The organism is Kitasatospora sp. NPDC127035 (assembly GCF_042726075.1).
Classification (GTDB): Bacteria; Actinomycetota; Actinomycetes; order Streptomycetales; family Streptomycetaceae; genus Kitasatospora.
In genome coordinates this window covers 1-16,053 of record NZ_JBHXDN010000057.1, presented here as the reverse complement: position 1 = coordinate 16,053, position 16,053 = coordinate 1, and the positions used below count along the sequence as shown (strand labels likewise).

The 16,053-nt window shown below is 69.7% G+C and carries 5 protein-coding genes and 1 pseudogene; 3 read left to right on the top strand and 3 right to left on the bottom strand.

What is annotated here, in order from left to right; all coding sequences use genetic code 11:
* Window positions 1-196: 196 nt before the first annotated feature.
* The 3 genes from ACFWIC_RS30335 to ACFWIC_RS30325 all read right to left on the bottom strand — a co-directional run bounded on the left by ACFWIC_RS30335 (window position 197) and on the right by ACFWIC_RS30325 (window position 6,652).
* A complete protein-coding gene (locus tag ACFWIC_RS30335) occupies window positions 197-991 on the bottom strand; it encodes a metal-dependent hydrolase (protein WP_329874856.1) in 795 nt (264 codons plus the stop codon).
* A 249-nt stretch (window positions 992-1,240) separates the two neighbouring features.
* A complete protein-coding gene (locus ACFWIC_RS30330; protein ID WP_380520482.1) occupies window positions 1,241-2,647 on the bottom strand; it encodes a DUF418 domain-containing protein in 1,407 nt (468 codons plus the stop codon).
* A gap of 174 nt (window positions 2,648-2,821) precedes the next feature.
* A complete protein-coding gene (locus tag ACFWIC_RS30325; protein WP_380520481.1) occupies window positions 2,822-6,652 on the bottom strand; it encodes a ricin-type beta-trefoil lectin domain protein in 3,831 nt (1,276 codons plus the stop codon).
* Window positions 6,653-7,356: 704 nt separating this feature from the next.
* Here ACFWIC_RS30325 and ACFWIC_RS30320 point away from each other — a divergent pair.
* From ACFWIC_RS30320 to ACFWIC_RS30310, 3 genes and pseudogenes are all read left to right on the top strand, one after another.
* Window positions 7,357-14,445 carry an RHS repeat-associated core domain-containing protein gene (locus tag ACFWIC_RS30320; protein ID WP_380520480.1) on the top strand — a complete coding sequence of 2,363 codons (7,089 nt, stop codon included), beginning with the start codon at window positions 7,357-7,359 and terminating at the stop codon, window positions 14,443-14,445.
* A gap of 11 nt (window positions 14,446-14,456) precedes the next feature.
* On the top strand, window positions 14,457-15,017 hold the full coding sequence (locus tag ACFWIC_RS30315) for a hypothetical protein (RefSeq protein WP_380520479.1): 561 nt from the start codon (window positions 14,457-14,459) through the stop codon (window positions 15,015-15,017).
* Window positions 15,018-15,467: 450 nt separating this feature from the next.
* A pseudogene (locus ACFWIC_RS30310) lies at window positions 15,468-16,053 on the top strand (IS5 family transposase); the annotation flags it as partial.

Below are 16,053 nucleotides of genomic sequence, written 5' to 3'. Positions count from 1 at the left end.
ATACACCCGGGGGGTATCCACCGAGGCGACGTCGCCCGTAGTTCTTTTATACCCCCAGGGGGTATCTCGGGCAAGCTTTCGACCCGTGATGAGCACTACCCCACGGGGGTACCCGGGGCAGGGCAGGCCGGAACCGGACACGACGGAGCCCCGCGCCGGAGACACCCCCGGCCCGGGGCTCACAGGTCGTGCGGGATCAGCTGAAGTAACCCAGCGCCCCGACCGCGCAGAGACCGCCCGCGCCCATGAAGACCGGCATCAGCACCTTGAGCTCCACCCAGCTGCCGGCCCGGAACCGCATCCCCTTCGGCGGCCCGAGCGGGTACCAGCGCTTGCGCCCTATCGGTATCGGCCAGAGCACCGGGCAGCCCGACACGGTCAGCGCGTCACCCAGGCAGTGCACGAGCGCGCCGAGGGTGATCGGCAGGCCGATCCACAGGTACTCCTGCCCCGGCTGGTCGAACAGCCAGAGCGAGCCGTTGCCCGGCTTGTCGAGCACGTACGTCAGCATCCACGCGCTGGTCGCGCCCAGCAGCCAGACCAGGACGTCGCTGGAGACCCGGGCGTGCCGCCACAGCAGGCCCTCGATCGCCAGCACCATGTGCACGAAGAGCACCGCCAGCACTCCCCACCGGCCGCCGTAGACGGCGGCGGCGGACGCGCCCGCCCCGCAGAGCACCGCCCAGAGCCAGGTGTGGGTCAGCGTCCGGTGGCCACCGGTGCGGCGCGGGTCGTGCCGGCTGCGGGTCGACTTGTAGACCGCGTACGAGAGCTTGTCGATCACCTCGCAGAGGACCCGCGACACCGGGCCGAACGCCCGGGATATGGTCGCCGCCTTGTGGTCGAGGTCCGGCGCCAGCGCGGCGCCCGCACAGATCAGCGTGCCCGCGAGGAGCACGGGCCACGGCATCGGCTCACCGAGCCCCGTCGCGATCGCTCCCGCACCCAACCACGCCGCCGCCCCCGACAGCGAATGCGCCGGTCCCATCATCTTCTGGCTCCCGCCCTCGTTCCGAACCGCCCGTCGCGAGGGCTTCGCGAGGGCTTGACGGGGCGGCAGCTTAGTCGTTCATGATCGGAACCACCCGGTCGCGGGCGGCACGGGCGCCCCGCCCCCGGAACGTCCGGGCGGAACCGGGCTGCCGGGCGCGGGGACGTGACGGCCGGTCACCCCGGCGGGCGCCCTCGATGCCCGGGCGGGTCACGGACGCCGGAGCGCCCCCGCGCGGGGGGCTCGACCTCAGCCGGCGGCGCCCGGTCCCCCCGTCGGCCCGGTCACGGCCCCCGCCGCGCCCACTGTGGCCGTGTCCGCCGTGTCCGCCGTGTCCGCCGACCCGCGCCAGCGCGGCCGGGAGAGCGTGGTGACCGCGCGCAGCAGCCACTCCACCGGCCCGTACGGGTGGCGGGCCAGCCACCAGCGGCAGAACACCGCCTGGGCCGCGAACAGCGCGACGCCGATCAGCGCGACACCCGGCGGCGGGACCCGGCCGATCAGCCCGACACCGACACCGGTGAAGAGGAGGACGCAGACCAGCGACTGCGTCAGGTAGTTGGTCAACGTCATCCGGCCGGGCGGAGCGAGCACCGCCACCATCCGCCGGCCGTGACGGCCCCGGGCGATCCGCAGCACGGTCGCCGCGTAGGCGGCGGCCAGCAGCGGCGCGGTGATCACGTCCACCCCGAGCGCGAACACCTGGAAGGAGGCACCGGGGTTCCGGAGGGCCGAGTAGGTGTACACCGCAGCGCCGAGCAACCCGAGCGGGAACCCCCAGACCTGGAGCCGACGGAGCGTCCGGTCGTGCCGGCCGGGTTCGGCCAGCGCCCGCTGCCGGCCGGCGGCGAGCCCGAGCAGGAAGGCCGCGAGCGCGGCCGGGGCCTGGAAGAAGGCCAGCAGGAAGAGGACGTCCGGCAGCTGGTCGAGGTGGGCCCCGACCACCGAGCCGAACCCGCCGCGCAACGCCTCGGTGGCCTGCTGCGCGTCGGCCGCCAGCACCGCCCGGTCACCCCCGTCGGCGCCCCGCAGGGCCACCGCGAGCAGCAGGTACGCGGCCGAGGTGACGGTGAACAGGACGACCGCCGTCCGCACCGCGGTCCTCGGCCGGAGCCGGCGCAGGGCGAGCAGGATCAGCCCGAGCACGGCGTAGGTGGTGAGGATGTCGCCCGGGAACAGCACCACCGCGTGCAGCACCCCGAGCACGAACAGCCCGGCCAGCCGCCGCAGGAAGCGCGGGGTGAAGCGGGCGCCGCGCCGTTCGGCGGAGTCGAGCTGGAGGGTGAAGCTGTAGCCGAAGAGGAACGAGAACAGCAGGAAGAACTTGGCCTCGAACAGCAGCGCCACCAGCAGCCGGACACCGGTGTCGAGCGGCGAGCCGAACCCGGGCTCCTCCACGCCGGTGCCGTGGTAGGCGGACGCCAGGTAGGTGATGTTGACGGTCAGGATGCCGAACAGCGCGAAACCGCGCAGTGCGTCGACGTCGGCCAGCCGGGCCGGTGCGGCCCGGCCGGCCTCCGTACCCTCCGTACCCTTCGCACCCCTCGCACCCTCCGCACCGTCCTGCTCCGGCTTCCCCCTCCGCCCGCGCTTCTCGCGGTCGCCCGCCTCCGACCGCACCGCGTGGCCACCGGTGCCGCCTCCGTGTTGCCCCATGATCCCCCTCCGATCTATTGCTTTCAAAACGCTCGTCCTGAGAATGAACGTTACAGGATCGATCGAGCAAGCTCGACCGGGACGGAGGGAGGCGGCCGCAGAACGCGAAGGGCCCCGGCCCGAGAACCTCCCGCCGAAGCGGGAGGACTCGGACCGGGGCCGGAGGGTGATCGGTCAGGCAGTGGTCCAGCGCTGGTTCGCGAAGGAGTGGCAGCTCCACATCCAGAGCGGAACCATGTTCTGGCCGCCCGCGGTCATGTCGTCGACGCAGCGGTTGGAGACCGGGTTGTACAGGGTGCCGTCGCCCCGGAGCTCCCACTTCTGGTTGTCCGCGCCGGTGCAGCTGCGCACCGTCACCGGGCTCCCGTTGGCGGCGCCGTCGGCCGTCACGCACTTCTCGTAGACCCGGACGGTCTTGTCCGTCCGCAGGTCGTAGCGCTGGTTGAGGCCGTTCCAGCAGTCGTACAGCTGGATCTGCGAGCCCTCGTCCGGGCCGTTGGCATCCATGCACTTGCTGTTGTTCGCACCGGAGTGGAGGTTGACCGGCCGGTTGGCGGTGCTGATCCACTTCTGGTTGCTGTAGGAGTGGCAGTCCCACAGCCACAGCTGGACGCCGTCGCTGCCGCCGGCCGTCATGTCGTCGATGCAGCGCCCGGAGTCAGGGTTGTACAGGGTGTTGTCCTGACGCAGCGTCCACTTCTGTCCGGGCGCGTCCGGCACGCAGGTGCGCAGGTTGACGGAGGCGCCGTTGTAGGTGTTGTCGGCGGTCACGCACTTGTCGAGAGTGCGCAGGGTGCCGTCCGTGCGGAAGGTGAAGTGCTGGTTGTCACCGTTCCAGCAGTTGTACAGCTGGAGCCGGCTGCCGTCCGCGCTGCCGTTGGCGTCCATGCACTTGTTGGTGTTGGCACCGGCGTGGAAGCTGATGGTGCCGCCGGGGTAGCCGAGCGCCGCCGCGGAGAGGAAGCCGGTCACCGGGGCGTCGGCCTTGCCGGTGGAGGTGATGCCGCTCCAGACGTTGAGGACCCCGCTGGTGTCGCGCGTCCACAGGTCGGGGACGCCGTCGCCGCTGACGTCACCGGAGGAGGTCAGCTTGGGGAAGTCCGCCGCCGAGGCGTGACCGATCAGCGTCCGCGTGCTGTCGTCGACGAGCGCGGTGATGTCGGGCTTGCCGTCGGGGAGCTTGCGGCTCGGGTACTGGTAGATGTTGCCGGTGCCGTTCTCCCGCACCCAGAGGTCGATCAGACCGTCGCCGGTGGCGTCACCGGGGGCGATCAGCGTGCGGTTCGACCAGTCGGCGGTGCTCAGCGGCGTCCCCGAGGCGTAGACGCCGGTCGCGGAGGAGCTGCGGAAGAGCCAGAGCCCGACGTGGCCGGCGCCGTCGTCCTCCTGGGTGAGGAGGTCGTAGCGGCGCTTGTCCGCGGTCGGGTCGGGGATGCCGACGGTGTCGATGTCACCGATCGCCAGGAGTCCCTTGACCCGGCTCCAGTCGGTCTTGTGGTAGCCGACGCAGCTGGCGCCGGGGACGCCGATCGTGCTGCAGGCCACCGGACGCCGCGAGAGGACGGCGTTCCTGCTGCTGAAGTAGAGGTTGCCCTCGGACTGCAGGCTGCTCGCCCAGAGCGAGTTGCGGTAGGAGTACAGGGTGGAGTCGGCGTAGACGATCAGGTCGTCGATCCGGATGCCGTTTCCGCCGCGGTGGGTGACCAGCGCCTTGTCCCAGCCCTTGCCGCCCGGGCTGTTGGCCTTGTCGGAGGCCATCGGGCCGCCGAAGCTCGGCTCGACACCGGCCGGGTACAGCATCAGGTTGCCGTTGTTGTCCGGGAGGACGAGGTCCACCTGCGCGTCGTTGGTGATGTCACCGAGGACGGTCTTGGCGTTCGGGTCGGACGGGGCGAAGAAGCTGTAGGTGTTCTCCTGCGAGCGGTTGCCCGCGCGGTCCACGGCCTGCACCCGGAGCAGGTTGGTGCCCCACATGGTGGGAGTGAGGTTGATGACCGCGGAGCCGTTGCCGGAGGCGTCGACCCGGTTGGCGCCGCCCACGGGGATGGCCGAGTTGAAGGCGTACTCGTAGGAGAGCACCCCGCTGGCGTTGTCCGTCGCGTCGAGGGTGAACGCGCCGGCCTCGCCGATGTGCTTGGTCGAGCCGGGCAGGGTGCCGGACGCCGGGTAGTCCGCGGACGTGACGGTCGGCACGGCGGGCGGGGTGAGGTCCAGGCTGAACTGGCAGCCGGCCGACCAGCCGGAGGGGAGCTCGCCGTCACCGGTCTGCACGCGCCAGTAGTAGGTGTGGCCGTCCTGGAGGTTGCCGGGCGTGACGGCGGCCTCGTGGTTGCTGTTGCCGAGGTTGCCCCAGCCGCTGTCCCAGGCCACCGGCTCGTCGGCGGTGCCGAGGTCGCGGACCTCGAAGCGGGCGTCGATCTGGTTGCTGTCGGGGTCGCCGATCCAGGCGGACAGGCGGATGCCGGTGGCGGCGTTGGTCGCGCCGATCCAGCCGCAGCCGTTGCCGTTCGGGTTCTGCGGGGCCGGGGTCATTCCCAGGCTCCACGGCGCGTACGGGGCGCGGTTGTACTCGACGTACAGGTACGGCAGCTTGGCCGGCGTGCGGGTGAAGCGCTTGAAGCTGATGTTGCCGTTGTTGCCGTCCCGCTTGGACTCGTCGGCCGCGAACAGGCCGAAGGACAGCAGACCGCGCCAGTTGTTGTCGCTCAGGTGCTGGCGGACGTCCCACTCGCCGGTGGTGGTGGCGCCCGGGCAGCCGTCGCCGCCCGCGCTGTTCAGCGTGGCCGTGCCGAGCGAACCCCAGTCCCAGGGCTGGTTGTTCCAGGAGGTGGTGCCGTCGATGGGGTGCGTGGGGTGCAGCGTGACGCCGTAGGTGGACGCGCAGTTGTTCGCCGCGGCGTACGACTGCGTGGCGACCAGGGCGGCCTTCCGGATGACCTTGTCACCGAGGTCACCGGCGTCGAGCTGGATGTAGTAGCGCTCCAGCCCCTTCTTGGTCTGCCACTGCTGGTAGCCGACACCCGGGTCGTAGGCGTTGCCGTAGTCGTTGTAGTGCGTGACCGTCGGGTACGCCTCCTGGACCCAGGTCCAGTTCTGCGTGCCCCGGTTGGTGGGCGTCCACGTGGGGTCGATGTAGACCGGGTAGGTCGTCGTCGGGGCGTCCAGGAAGGCGCTGTCGGGCGTGACCGTCAGCGAGCTGCCGGCGGGCGTGGCCGACAGCTGCGAGACGTTGGCGCCGAGGCCGGGGCCGTCCGCGTCCGAGTGGACCTTCAGGCCCTCGGAGTCGGCGGCGGGGGCGGCTGCCGGGGCGTCCGCGGCGGAACGGGCCGCGCGGGCACCGGACTTCGCGTTCGCAGGCGCGGCCGGGGCGGCGGTCGTGCTGGAGTCCCACATGGTGGGAGCGGGGGCGCGGAAGACGACGCGGCCGTCGGCGTCGGTGGCGTTGAGGTTGCCGCCCGCGTCGGCGGTCACCGAGACGCCCTCGGTCCTCAGGCCGAGGGCGAGGGCCTTCACCTTCGGGTCCTGCGCGGCGGCCGGGGTCTTGACCACCAGGACCTGCGCGAACCCGCCGGCCTGGTTCGCCGTGAGCCTCAGGTCGACACCGGGCGCGACCTCGGCATAGGTGGCGCTCTCGCCGTCCAGGGTGGGCGCCGGCAGCGCACCCGGCCAGCTCAGGGCGAGCTTGCGGCCGTCCTGGTCGAGAGTGGCGAGAGGTCCGGACCCACCACCCGAGAACGTCAGCTGACTGCTCGTCACCCTCGGCCGCAGGGTGCCGTCGGACGCCCGGACGAGCGTCGCGTCGAGATCCTTCCAGACCCCGTCCCGCTTGGCCCGCGCCGGGGCCACGGTACGCCGCAGACCCAGCGTGCCGTTCGGGTTCGCGACCACCGTGTCGGTCTCGGTGGTCAGCGCCGCGATCTCGACCGGCTTGCCGCTGCGCCGGGCCTCGGCCAGCGCGGCGGACTCGGCGGCCCGCTGCGCGGTTTCTGCGGCCGTACCCGGCACCGCCGGGGCCTGCGCCTCGACGACCGGAGAAACCGGGGAAACCGGGGAAATCGGGGAAATCGGGGAAATCGGGGAATTCCCCTCGGCGGCAAGGGCGGGAGCGGTAGAACTGAGCATGCCAACAGTCAGTACGATGCCGACCGATGCGGCCAGCATGGATCTGCGTCGACGACTGCGATGGGGGGATATCGACCCCATAAGAGGAAACCTCTCGTCAGCTGGTGGATTGCCGTGCGGATATCGGCGAACGGGAACCTAACATCCGCGCACGACGTCTTTTCTGACGGATGGTCTTCTGCGTTGTGAGGCACCTCACAACTGCGAGCTCTCCGTAGTCAAAGCGCTGGTCGGAGCGGCAGGACGCCCACGATCGGTGAGGGTGCATCAGGAGATTTGTACGGTAAATAAGGGCAAAACACCCCCTCTCTTCGCACGCTGCGTAAGGTCGGGAGTGATCATCGATTCCCCCCCGTTCGTTGTGTCCCGGCCGGGGCTCCGGACACCGATGGACCAGGTTCGCGAACGGACGTTAGGCTCCGCGCGAAAATCCCTGTTCAGCAGGCCTTCCGACGGAAGGTCTGCTTCGGCATGCCAGGAGGCAAGTCGTGTCGGTATCACCGGACGGATTCCACGCCAAACGGCGGTCACGAGGGAGACGGCGGCTGACTACCGCCGCGGTCCTCGTGCTGTCGATGCTGGCCGGCGTGGGACCTGCGCACGCGGCGGCGTGGAAGCCCCGCAATCCCACCCAATGGTCGCCCCGCGACCTCGACCGGACCCCGGCGGTCGGCGGCAGGAACGCCGCCCCGGTCAAGGCCGTCCCGCTCAAGGGCGACGGCGCGCCGGCCTGGAAGGCCGGTGCGGTGGCGTGGCCGGGGGCGGTGGACGCCGAGGTCGACCTCGCGCCCAGGACCGCGACCCCGAAGAGCCTCAAGGAGTCCGCCTTCGCCGCGGCCCCGGCGGCCGTGCCGGCCGGCGGCCAGGCGGGTACCGCACCGGTGTGGGTGAGCTCGCCCGCCGTGGCGGCCGTCGCCGCCGCGCCGGAGGCCCTGCGCAGCGAGCGGGCGACGCCCGCCTCGCACAAGGTCCGGGTCACGGTCGCCGACCGGCCCGCCGCCGAGAAGGCGGGCGTCAACGGCCTGCTGCTGGCGGTGCGTCCGACGGCCGGCGGCAGTACGGGCTCCCCCGTCAAGGTGGACGTGGACGTGTCCTCGATCGAGGGTGCGTTCGGTGGTGACTGGCTGTCCCGGGCGCGTCTGGTGGCACTGCCCGAGTGTGCGCTCACCACGCCCGAGCGGGCCGAGTGCCGCACCCAGACGCCCGTGGAGACGCGCCGCACCGCAGCTCGGCCCGGTCTGCTGAGCACCGACGTGGAGCTCGCGGGCGGGTCCGCACAGGCGGCCCCGGCGGCGGAGCTCGGTGCCCGGTCCCTGTCGGCCGCTCCGTCGGGTGGCACGGTCCTGGCCGCGTCGGCCGCTCCGGGTGGTTCGGCGGGGACGTTCGCGGCGACCGGTCTGGCGCCGTCGGGGACGTGGAGCGTCGGTGGGAACACCGGTGGCTTCAACTGGTCCTACCCGATCGCGGTACCGGAGGGCCTGGGCGGCTCGAAGCCGAACGTGTCCCTGTCCTACAGCTCGCAGTCGGTCGACGGCCGGACCGCGGCGACGAACAACCAGTCGTCGTGGATCGGTGAGGGCTGGGAGTACACGCCCGGCTTCGTCGAGCGGCGCTTCAAGCCCTGCGCGAAGGACGGCCAGAGCGGCTCGGGCGAGCAGTGCCTGGCGGGCTGGAACGCCACCATCTCACTGAACGGCCGCTCCTCGACCCTGGTACGCGACGACGCCACCGGCACCTGGCGACTGGAGGGCGACGACGCCTCCCGCGTCGAACTGCTGACCGGCGCCACCAACGGCGACAACAACGGCGAGCACTGGAAGGTCACCACCACCGACGGCACCCAGTACTACTTCGGCCTGGGCCGCAAACCCGGCGCCGCGGCGGGCGCCCCGGCCACCAACTCCGCCTGGACGACACCCGTCTACGGCAACAACCCGGGCGAGGACTGCAACAAGACCTCGTTCGAGGCGTCCTGGTGCGACCAGGCCTGGCGGTGGATGCTCGACTTCGTCGTCGACCCGCGCGGCGGCCTGATCTCCCACTGGTACGACAAGGAGACCAACCACTACCAGCGGGGCCTCTCCGCGCAGAACCCGTCCGGGACCCGGACCGCGTACGTGCGCGGCGGCAACCTCGCCCGGATCACCTACGGCTCCAAACTCACCGACACCGACAGCGTGAAGCCCACCGGGCAGGTCGTGTTCGACGTCACGGAACGCTGCCTGCCCGACGCCTCGTTCGACTGCGCGCCGAACAAGCTCAACACCGCCAACGCGGGCAAGTGGCCGGACGTCCCGTTCGACCAGAACTGCACCGCCACCGGCACCTGCGAGAACTACCAGGCCACGTTCTGGTCCACCAAACGCCTGACGAAGATCACCACCCAGGTCCTCAACGCCGGCTCCTACGCCGACGTCGACTCCTACGTCCTGGCACACGAGTACCCGGACCCGAAGGACCACACCGCCCCGGCCCTGTGGCTGAACTCGATCACCCACTCGGGCCACGACGGCGCCAACCGGATCGACCAGCCGGCCATCACCTTCACCGGCAAGTTCCTCAACAACCGCGTCGACTCCGGCAGCGACAACAAGCCCCCGCTGAACCGGCGGCGCGTCATCGGCGTGACCGCGGAGACCGGCAAGACCACCGAAGCCGTCTACGCCGACGCCGACTGCACACCCGCCACCCTCCCCACCGCCCAGGACACCAACGGCAAACGCTGCTACCCGGTGTACTGGAACCCCGACGACAAGAGCCCGCTGCCCCCGACCCTGGACTGGTTCCACAAGTACGTGGTCTCCCAGGTCAACGAACGCGACCCGTTCGGCGGCTCACCCGTACGCACCACCACCTACGAATACGTCGGCCCGGCCGCCTGGCACCGCGACGACGACGAGTACACCGAGACCGACCGCCGCACCTGGAACCAGTTCCGCGGCTACGAACAGGTCGTCACCCGCAGCGGCGTCGCGCCCGACCCGATCGGCAAGGCCGTCGCGTACTACCTGCGCGGCATGGACGGCGACGTCAAGGCCGACGGCAGCAAGCGCTCCGTCACCTACACCGACATCGGCGGCGCGAGTGTCAAGGACGCCAACCCGCTCGCCGGCTCCCTGCGCGAACGCCAGACCTACGCCTCCGACGGCGGCGCCCTGATCGCCCTCTCCAAGTCCGACCCCTGGCTGTCCACCGCCACCGCCACCCACAACCGCGGCACCACCCTGCCCGCCCTGACCGCACAGATGCTGCGCAACGGCTCCGGCAAGGACACCGCCCTGCGCTCCGACGGCACCTGGCAATCCACCTCCAAGACCGCGACGTTCGACACCCACGGCATGCCCGTCAAGGTCATCGACCGCGCCGACGGCCTGCCAGACCTGTGCGCCTCCACCCGATACGCCCGCAACACCACCACCTGGACACTCGACCGCGTCGCCGAAACCGTCCAGACCAAGGACGGCTGCGCCACGGTCAACGGCTCGGACCTCGTCGCGTCCGAGGCCAGCACGCTGGGCCGTAGCCGGGCGTTCTACGACGGCCAGGCGTTCGGGGTCCTCAACGGCCCGGGCGCGGTGACCCGCACCGAGGAACTCGACGGGTTCTCCGGCGGCCAGCCGGTGTTCTCGCTGGTCTCCACCGTGGGCTACGACGCCTACGGCCGGGTCACCACCAGCACCGATGCCGCCGGGGCGACGACGACCACCGCCTACGAACCGGCCGCGGGCGTCCAGCCCACCACCGTGAAGGTCACCAACGCCAAGGGCTGGACCAGCACCACCACCTTCCACCCCACCCGCGAAGTGCCGGTCAAGTCCGTCGACCACAACGGCCGCACCTCCCAGCAGAACGTCGACGCCCTCGGCCGCACCACCGCCGCCTGGCAACCCGGCCGCACCCCCGGCACCGACCTCGCCGACACCCTGGTCGAGTACCAGCTCACCGGCACCGGCACCACCTCCGTCACCACCAGGAACCTGCGCGAGAGCGGCAGGGACTACACCGTCGGCGTCGTCATCCTCAACGCCTTCGGCGAGCAGATCCAGACACAGTCCACACCCGCCAACAACGCCGCGGGCGCCCGCATCGTCAGCGACACGTTCTACGACAGCCACGGCCAGGTGGTGAAGACCAACCAGCCCTACATCAACCGCACCGGCGAGCCCGGCACCACCCGGTTCGTCGCCAACGACAACGAGATCCCCGGCCAGAACGCCGCGTTCTACGACGGCCTCGGCCGCCCCGTGGTCCAGACGTTCTCCTCCAAGGCCATCGAGCAGTGGCGCTCCACCGTCTCCTACCCGGGCGTGGAGCGCACCGACGCCACCCCGCCCCAGGGCGGCACCGCCACCACGAGCCTCGTCGACGCCCGCGGACGCTCGACCGAACTGCGCCAGTACCACGGCGCCACCCCGCAGGGCGCCTACGACGCCACGAAGTACACCTACGACGTCGAGGGCAAACTCGGCGAGGTCACCGACGCCGCCGGCAACGCCTGGAAGTACGGCTACGACGTCCACGGCCGCCAGACCCGCTCCGAGGACCCCGACAAGGGCGTCATCACCACGGTCTACGACGCCGCCGACCGCCCCGTCTCCACCACCGACACCCGCGGCGTCACCGTCGCGGTCAGCTACGACATCCTCGGCCGGCCGCTGTCACGCAACCTCGGCAGCACCACCGGCACCCCGCTGGCCACCTACGAGTACGACACCCTCCTGCCCGGCCTGCCCACCGCCGCCACCAGCTGGTCCGCCGGCAAGGCCTACCGCCAGGAAGTCACCGAGTACGACACCGCCTACAACCCGGTCGCCACCAAGGTCACCGTCCCCGACGGCGAAGGCGCCCTGACCGGCACCTACACCTCCAACACCTACTACGACGCGATCTCCGGCCTGCCGTTCCAGACGGACCTGCCCGAGGTCGGCGGCCTCCCGGCCGAGACCATCAACACCGGCCGCAACCCCAACGGCCTGCCGGTCTCCCTCGGCGGCCTCGACGACTACGTCAACTTCACCAACTACGACGAGCTCGGCCAGCTCCAGCGGATCACCTACGGAGACGTCCCCAAACAGGTCGCCCTCACCCACACCTACCAGCCCGGCACCGGCCGCGTCCTGCGCTCCTTCCTCGACAAGGAAGACGGCCAGACCTCCCTCGACATCACCGACTACACCTACACCCCCGCCGGTGACGTCACCTCCGTCTCCACCTGGCGCAACGACGGCCAGACCGACACCCAGTGCTTCACCTACGACCACCTCAAACGCCTGACCCAGGCGTGGACCGACACCGGCACCACCACCACCCGCCCCGGCCCCTCCGTCCCCGGAATCGGCGGCTGCACCAACACCACACCCAACCCCGCCACCAACGGCGGCCCCGCACCCTACCGCCAGTCGTTCACCTACGACGTCACGGGCAACCGCACCGCCACCACCGACCACGACCCCACCGGCGACACCGCCAAGGACATCACCAGCACCCACACCTACCCCGCCCCCGGCCAGCCCCGCCCCCACGCCCCCACCACCACCCAGACCAAAACCGGCAACGGCCCGACCGCCACCACCGGCTACACCTACGACCAGACCGGCAACACCCTCACCCGCCCCGACGAGGGCGGCAACACCCAGACCATGACCTGGGACCCCGACGGCCACCTCGCCACCGCCGCCACCAGCACCGGCACCTCCACCTACGTCTACGACGCCGACGGCAACCGCCTCCTGCGCCGCGACCCCGGCCGCACCACCCTCTACCTCGGCGGCACCGAACTCACCCTCAACACCACCACCGGCGACGTCACCGGCACCCGCTACTACCCCACCGCCGGCGGCCCCACCATCGTGCGGACCTCCGACGGCCGGCTCAGCTACGTCGCCTCCGACCACCACGGCACGGGAACGACGGCGATCGACGCCGCCACACTCACCGCGACCCGCCGCGCGTTCAAACCCTTCGGCGAGGAACGCGGCACCCAACCCGCCCCCGGCCAATGGCAGGGCGACAAGGGCTTCGTCGGCGGCACCCAGGACAAGGCCACCGGCCTCACCCACCTCGGCGCCCGCGAATACGACCCCAAGAACGGACGCTTCCTCTCCGTCGACCCGGTCATCGACGCAAGCGACCCCCAACAGCTCCAGGGCTACCTCTACGCCAACAACAGCCCCCTCACCTACACCGACCCCACCGGCCTGTGGTGGGGCTCCAGCATCGTCAAGAAGGCCGCCAACGCCGTCAGCAAGACCGTCGACGTCGTCAAGGAGAACTACAACACCATCTCCAACATCGGCCACACCGTCCTCGACGTGGCCGGCATGATCCCCGTCATCGGCGACGCCTGCGACATCATCAACGGCGTCTGGTACGCCGCCGAAGGCGACTGGAAGAACGCCGCACTCTCCCTCGTCGCCGTCGTCCCCGTCATCGGCAGCGCCGCCACCGCCGCCCGCATCGCCTCCAAAGTCGCCAACGCCGTCGACACCGTCACCGACGCCGCCAAAGCCATCGAACGCGGCAGCGGCGCCGCCCGCGGCGCCTCCAAATCCGTCCCCTCCTCCCCCTCCCGCCCCCGTGCCGGAGCCACCGGCAGCAGCGGCGGCAAAGCCGGCCCCGCCCCCGGCGCCGGCAAAGCCGGCGGAGGCAAAACCACCAGCAGCGGAAGCAGCAAGGCCGGCAGTGGCGGCGGCGGGAAGGCCGCCGGAAGCGGCAGCAAGCCCAAGGGCGGCAGCAGCAACGCCGGCGGGCGCGCCGCCCCCGGCTGCAACAGCTTCGTCCCCGACGCCCTCGTCCTGATGGCCGACGGCACCACCAAACCCATCGACCGGATCACCACCGGCGAAACCGTCCTCGCCGCCGACCCCACCACCGGACGCGTCGAAGCCAAACAGGTCACCGCCACCATCACCGGCGAAGGCGACAAGAACCTCTACGAAATCACCCTCGACCCCGCCACCACCACCACAACCCCACAGATCACCCAACCCGCCAACGACACCGTCAAGACCGCCGCCACCTACACCGTCGACCCCACCAAGACCCAAACCCTCACCGCCACCGACGGCCACCCCTTCTGGCTCCCCCAAACCCGCGAATGGCTCACCGCCGACAAACTCCAACCCGGCCAATGGCTCGAGACCTCCACCGGCACCTGGGTCCAGATCAGCACCATCCGCTCCCACACCGCCCACCAACGCGTCCACAACCTCACCGTCAGCGACCTCCACACCTACTACGTCCTCGCAGGCACCACCCCCGTCCTCGTCCACAATTGCATAACCAGTACTCCTAAAAATGGCAGTGGCCTCTCCGATGACGATCTTCTGGCAGCAGCGCAAGGCGAGCGAGACAGTTTGGCCAGGAGCGTGGGAGGAATGCCTACAAACAAGCGGCCAGGTGTTGTGACGGCTGGATACAATGTGGATACGCGACAGTTTGCGGCCGCCTCCAACGACATGAGCAACGGCGCCTGCGCGGAGGCCTGCCTCATAAACGCACTTGGGGGCGATCCCAGCAAGGTGGTGTTCACTTCTGCGGTGCGACCTCGAAAGGCTCCGACGCCTCTCAAACAAGTCAAGATCTGCTCCGTGTGTGAGTTCAGATATGGACGCTCACCATTCGCCGAGCAGGGGACAACATTCAAGACCGATATCCTGCGGCTATTCGACGAATAGGAGGCTGGCCGATGAAGGTTGAGATTGATAGGCACGACTGGGGCTCACTAAGGAGCTCGAACGGAGATCACTCACTGGTCCTTCGGGCTGCGCTCCTCGACTTGAATGAGGCGACCTCAGACCGCGATGTAGATCTATCGATTGATCGGATCGAGGATGAGGCCATCACACAGGGCCGGTTGGCCGAATCCTCCCCTGCCGCGACTCGGTGTCTTGTCCATGGGGTGTCGTCGCTTACTGGCTACGCACTCGAAAGGACGCTTGAGACGCTGACAATGATTTCTTCGGGAATCGAGACGCCGGCCACTTCGGATGCGGCAGGGGGAGCGAGTGCGAGGGAGTGCATGAAAGAAATCTCCCTCGGATTTCCCGCTTACTGCGAGATCTTGAAATTGTCGGAGGATATCGATTGCAGAAGCTCCGCCATCGACCTCATCCTGATGTGCGGACTTCACAACCTTCACCTGCGGACAGCAGCCAGGTCCGCACTTTCCTCGGCGATTTCTTCCGCGGAACTTGCCGAGCTGAGTGACCTTATCAGCGCCTCGCTCACAGAGTTGGAACAGGCGTAGCTGTAGAGCAGAAAGGCTGAGGCCTCGCCCCCCCCCCGGGGGCGAGGCCTCAGCTGTCTTTCGAGCGAACTGTCCATGTCATCGCCGCCCTGCACCTGGAGGCCGAATTCGGGCTGACTCGGCGCCCGTGTCCGACGTGTCCGCTTGGACTGTCGATACTGGACGGAGGAAAATCCGAGTTATGCGGTGAATTGGAGTGATAAGGAGCAGACGATTCAGGGCATCCTTCATTCAGGCGATCCATGGAAGCGAGTCCTTGCCATGATTCCAACATCCTATCAATAGGCAGATTTCCCTAAATCGCAGCAAGGGCCCGAAGTCTCCAGAATGTTCTGTATCGTAGATCCGTTTAATTACCCAAAGGCCCTGCGGATCGCACTTTCTGCCGGAAGGTCCTGGGGAACTACATAAGAAGACATCTCATTTGGGTGGGTTGAGTAGACTCCGAGTGTGCTGATCGTTGAGCGGCTGGTGCCGGATGAGCTGTGGGAGTTGTTCCAGTTGGTCGTGCCGGACGCTCCGGTGCGCCCGCAGGGTGGTGGCCGGCGGCGCCACGGGGATCGCGAGGTGCTGGCGGCGATCGTGTTCGTCGCGACGTCCGGGTGCACCTGGGCCCAACTGCCGCCATGCTTCGGCCCGTCCGGCCCGACCGCCCATCGGCGGTTCACCGAGTGGAGCAGGGCCCGGGTCTGGGCCAAGCTCCACCGGGTGGTCCTGGAGGAGCTCGGCGCGCGAGGTGACCTGGACTGGTCGAGGTGCGCGGTCGACTCGGTGAACATGAGGGCCCTGAAAAGGGGGAGCTGACAGGTCCGAATCCTGTCGATCGAGGCAAGTACGGGTCGAAGATCCACCTGCTCACCGAACGTACCGGTTTACCCCTCTCGCTCGCGATCTCCGGGGCCAACCTCCACGACAGCCAGGCCCTGATACCGCTTGTCGACGCCATCCCGCCGATCCGCTCACGGCGCGGACCGCGACGCCGCCGTCCCGGCAAGCTGCACGCCGACAAAGCCTACGACCACCGCTTCATCCGCGC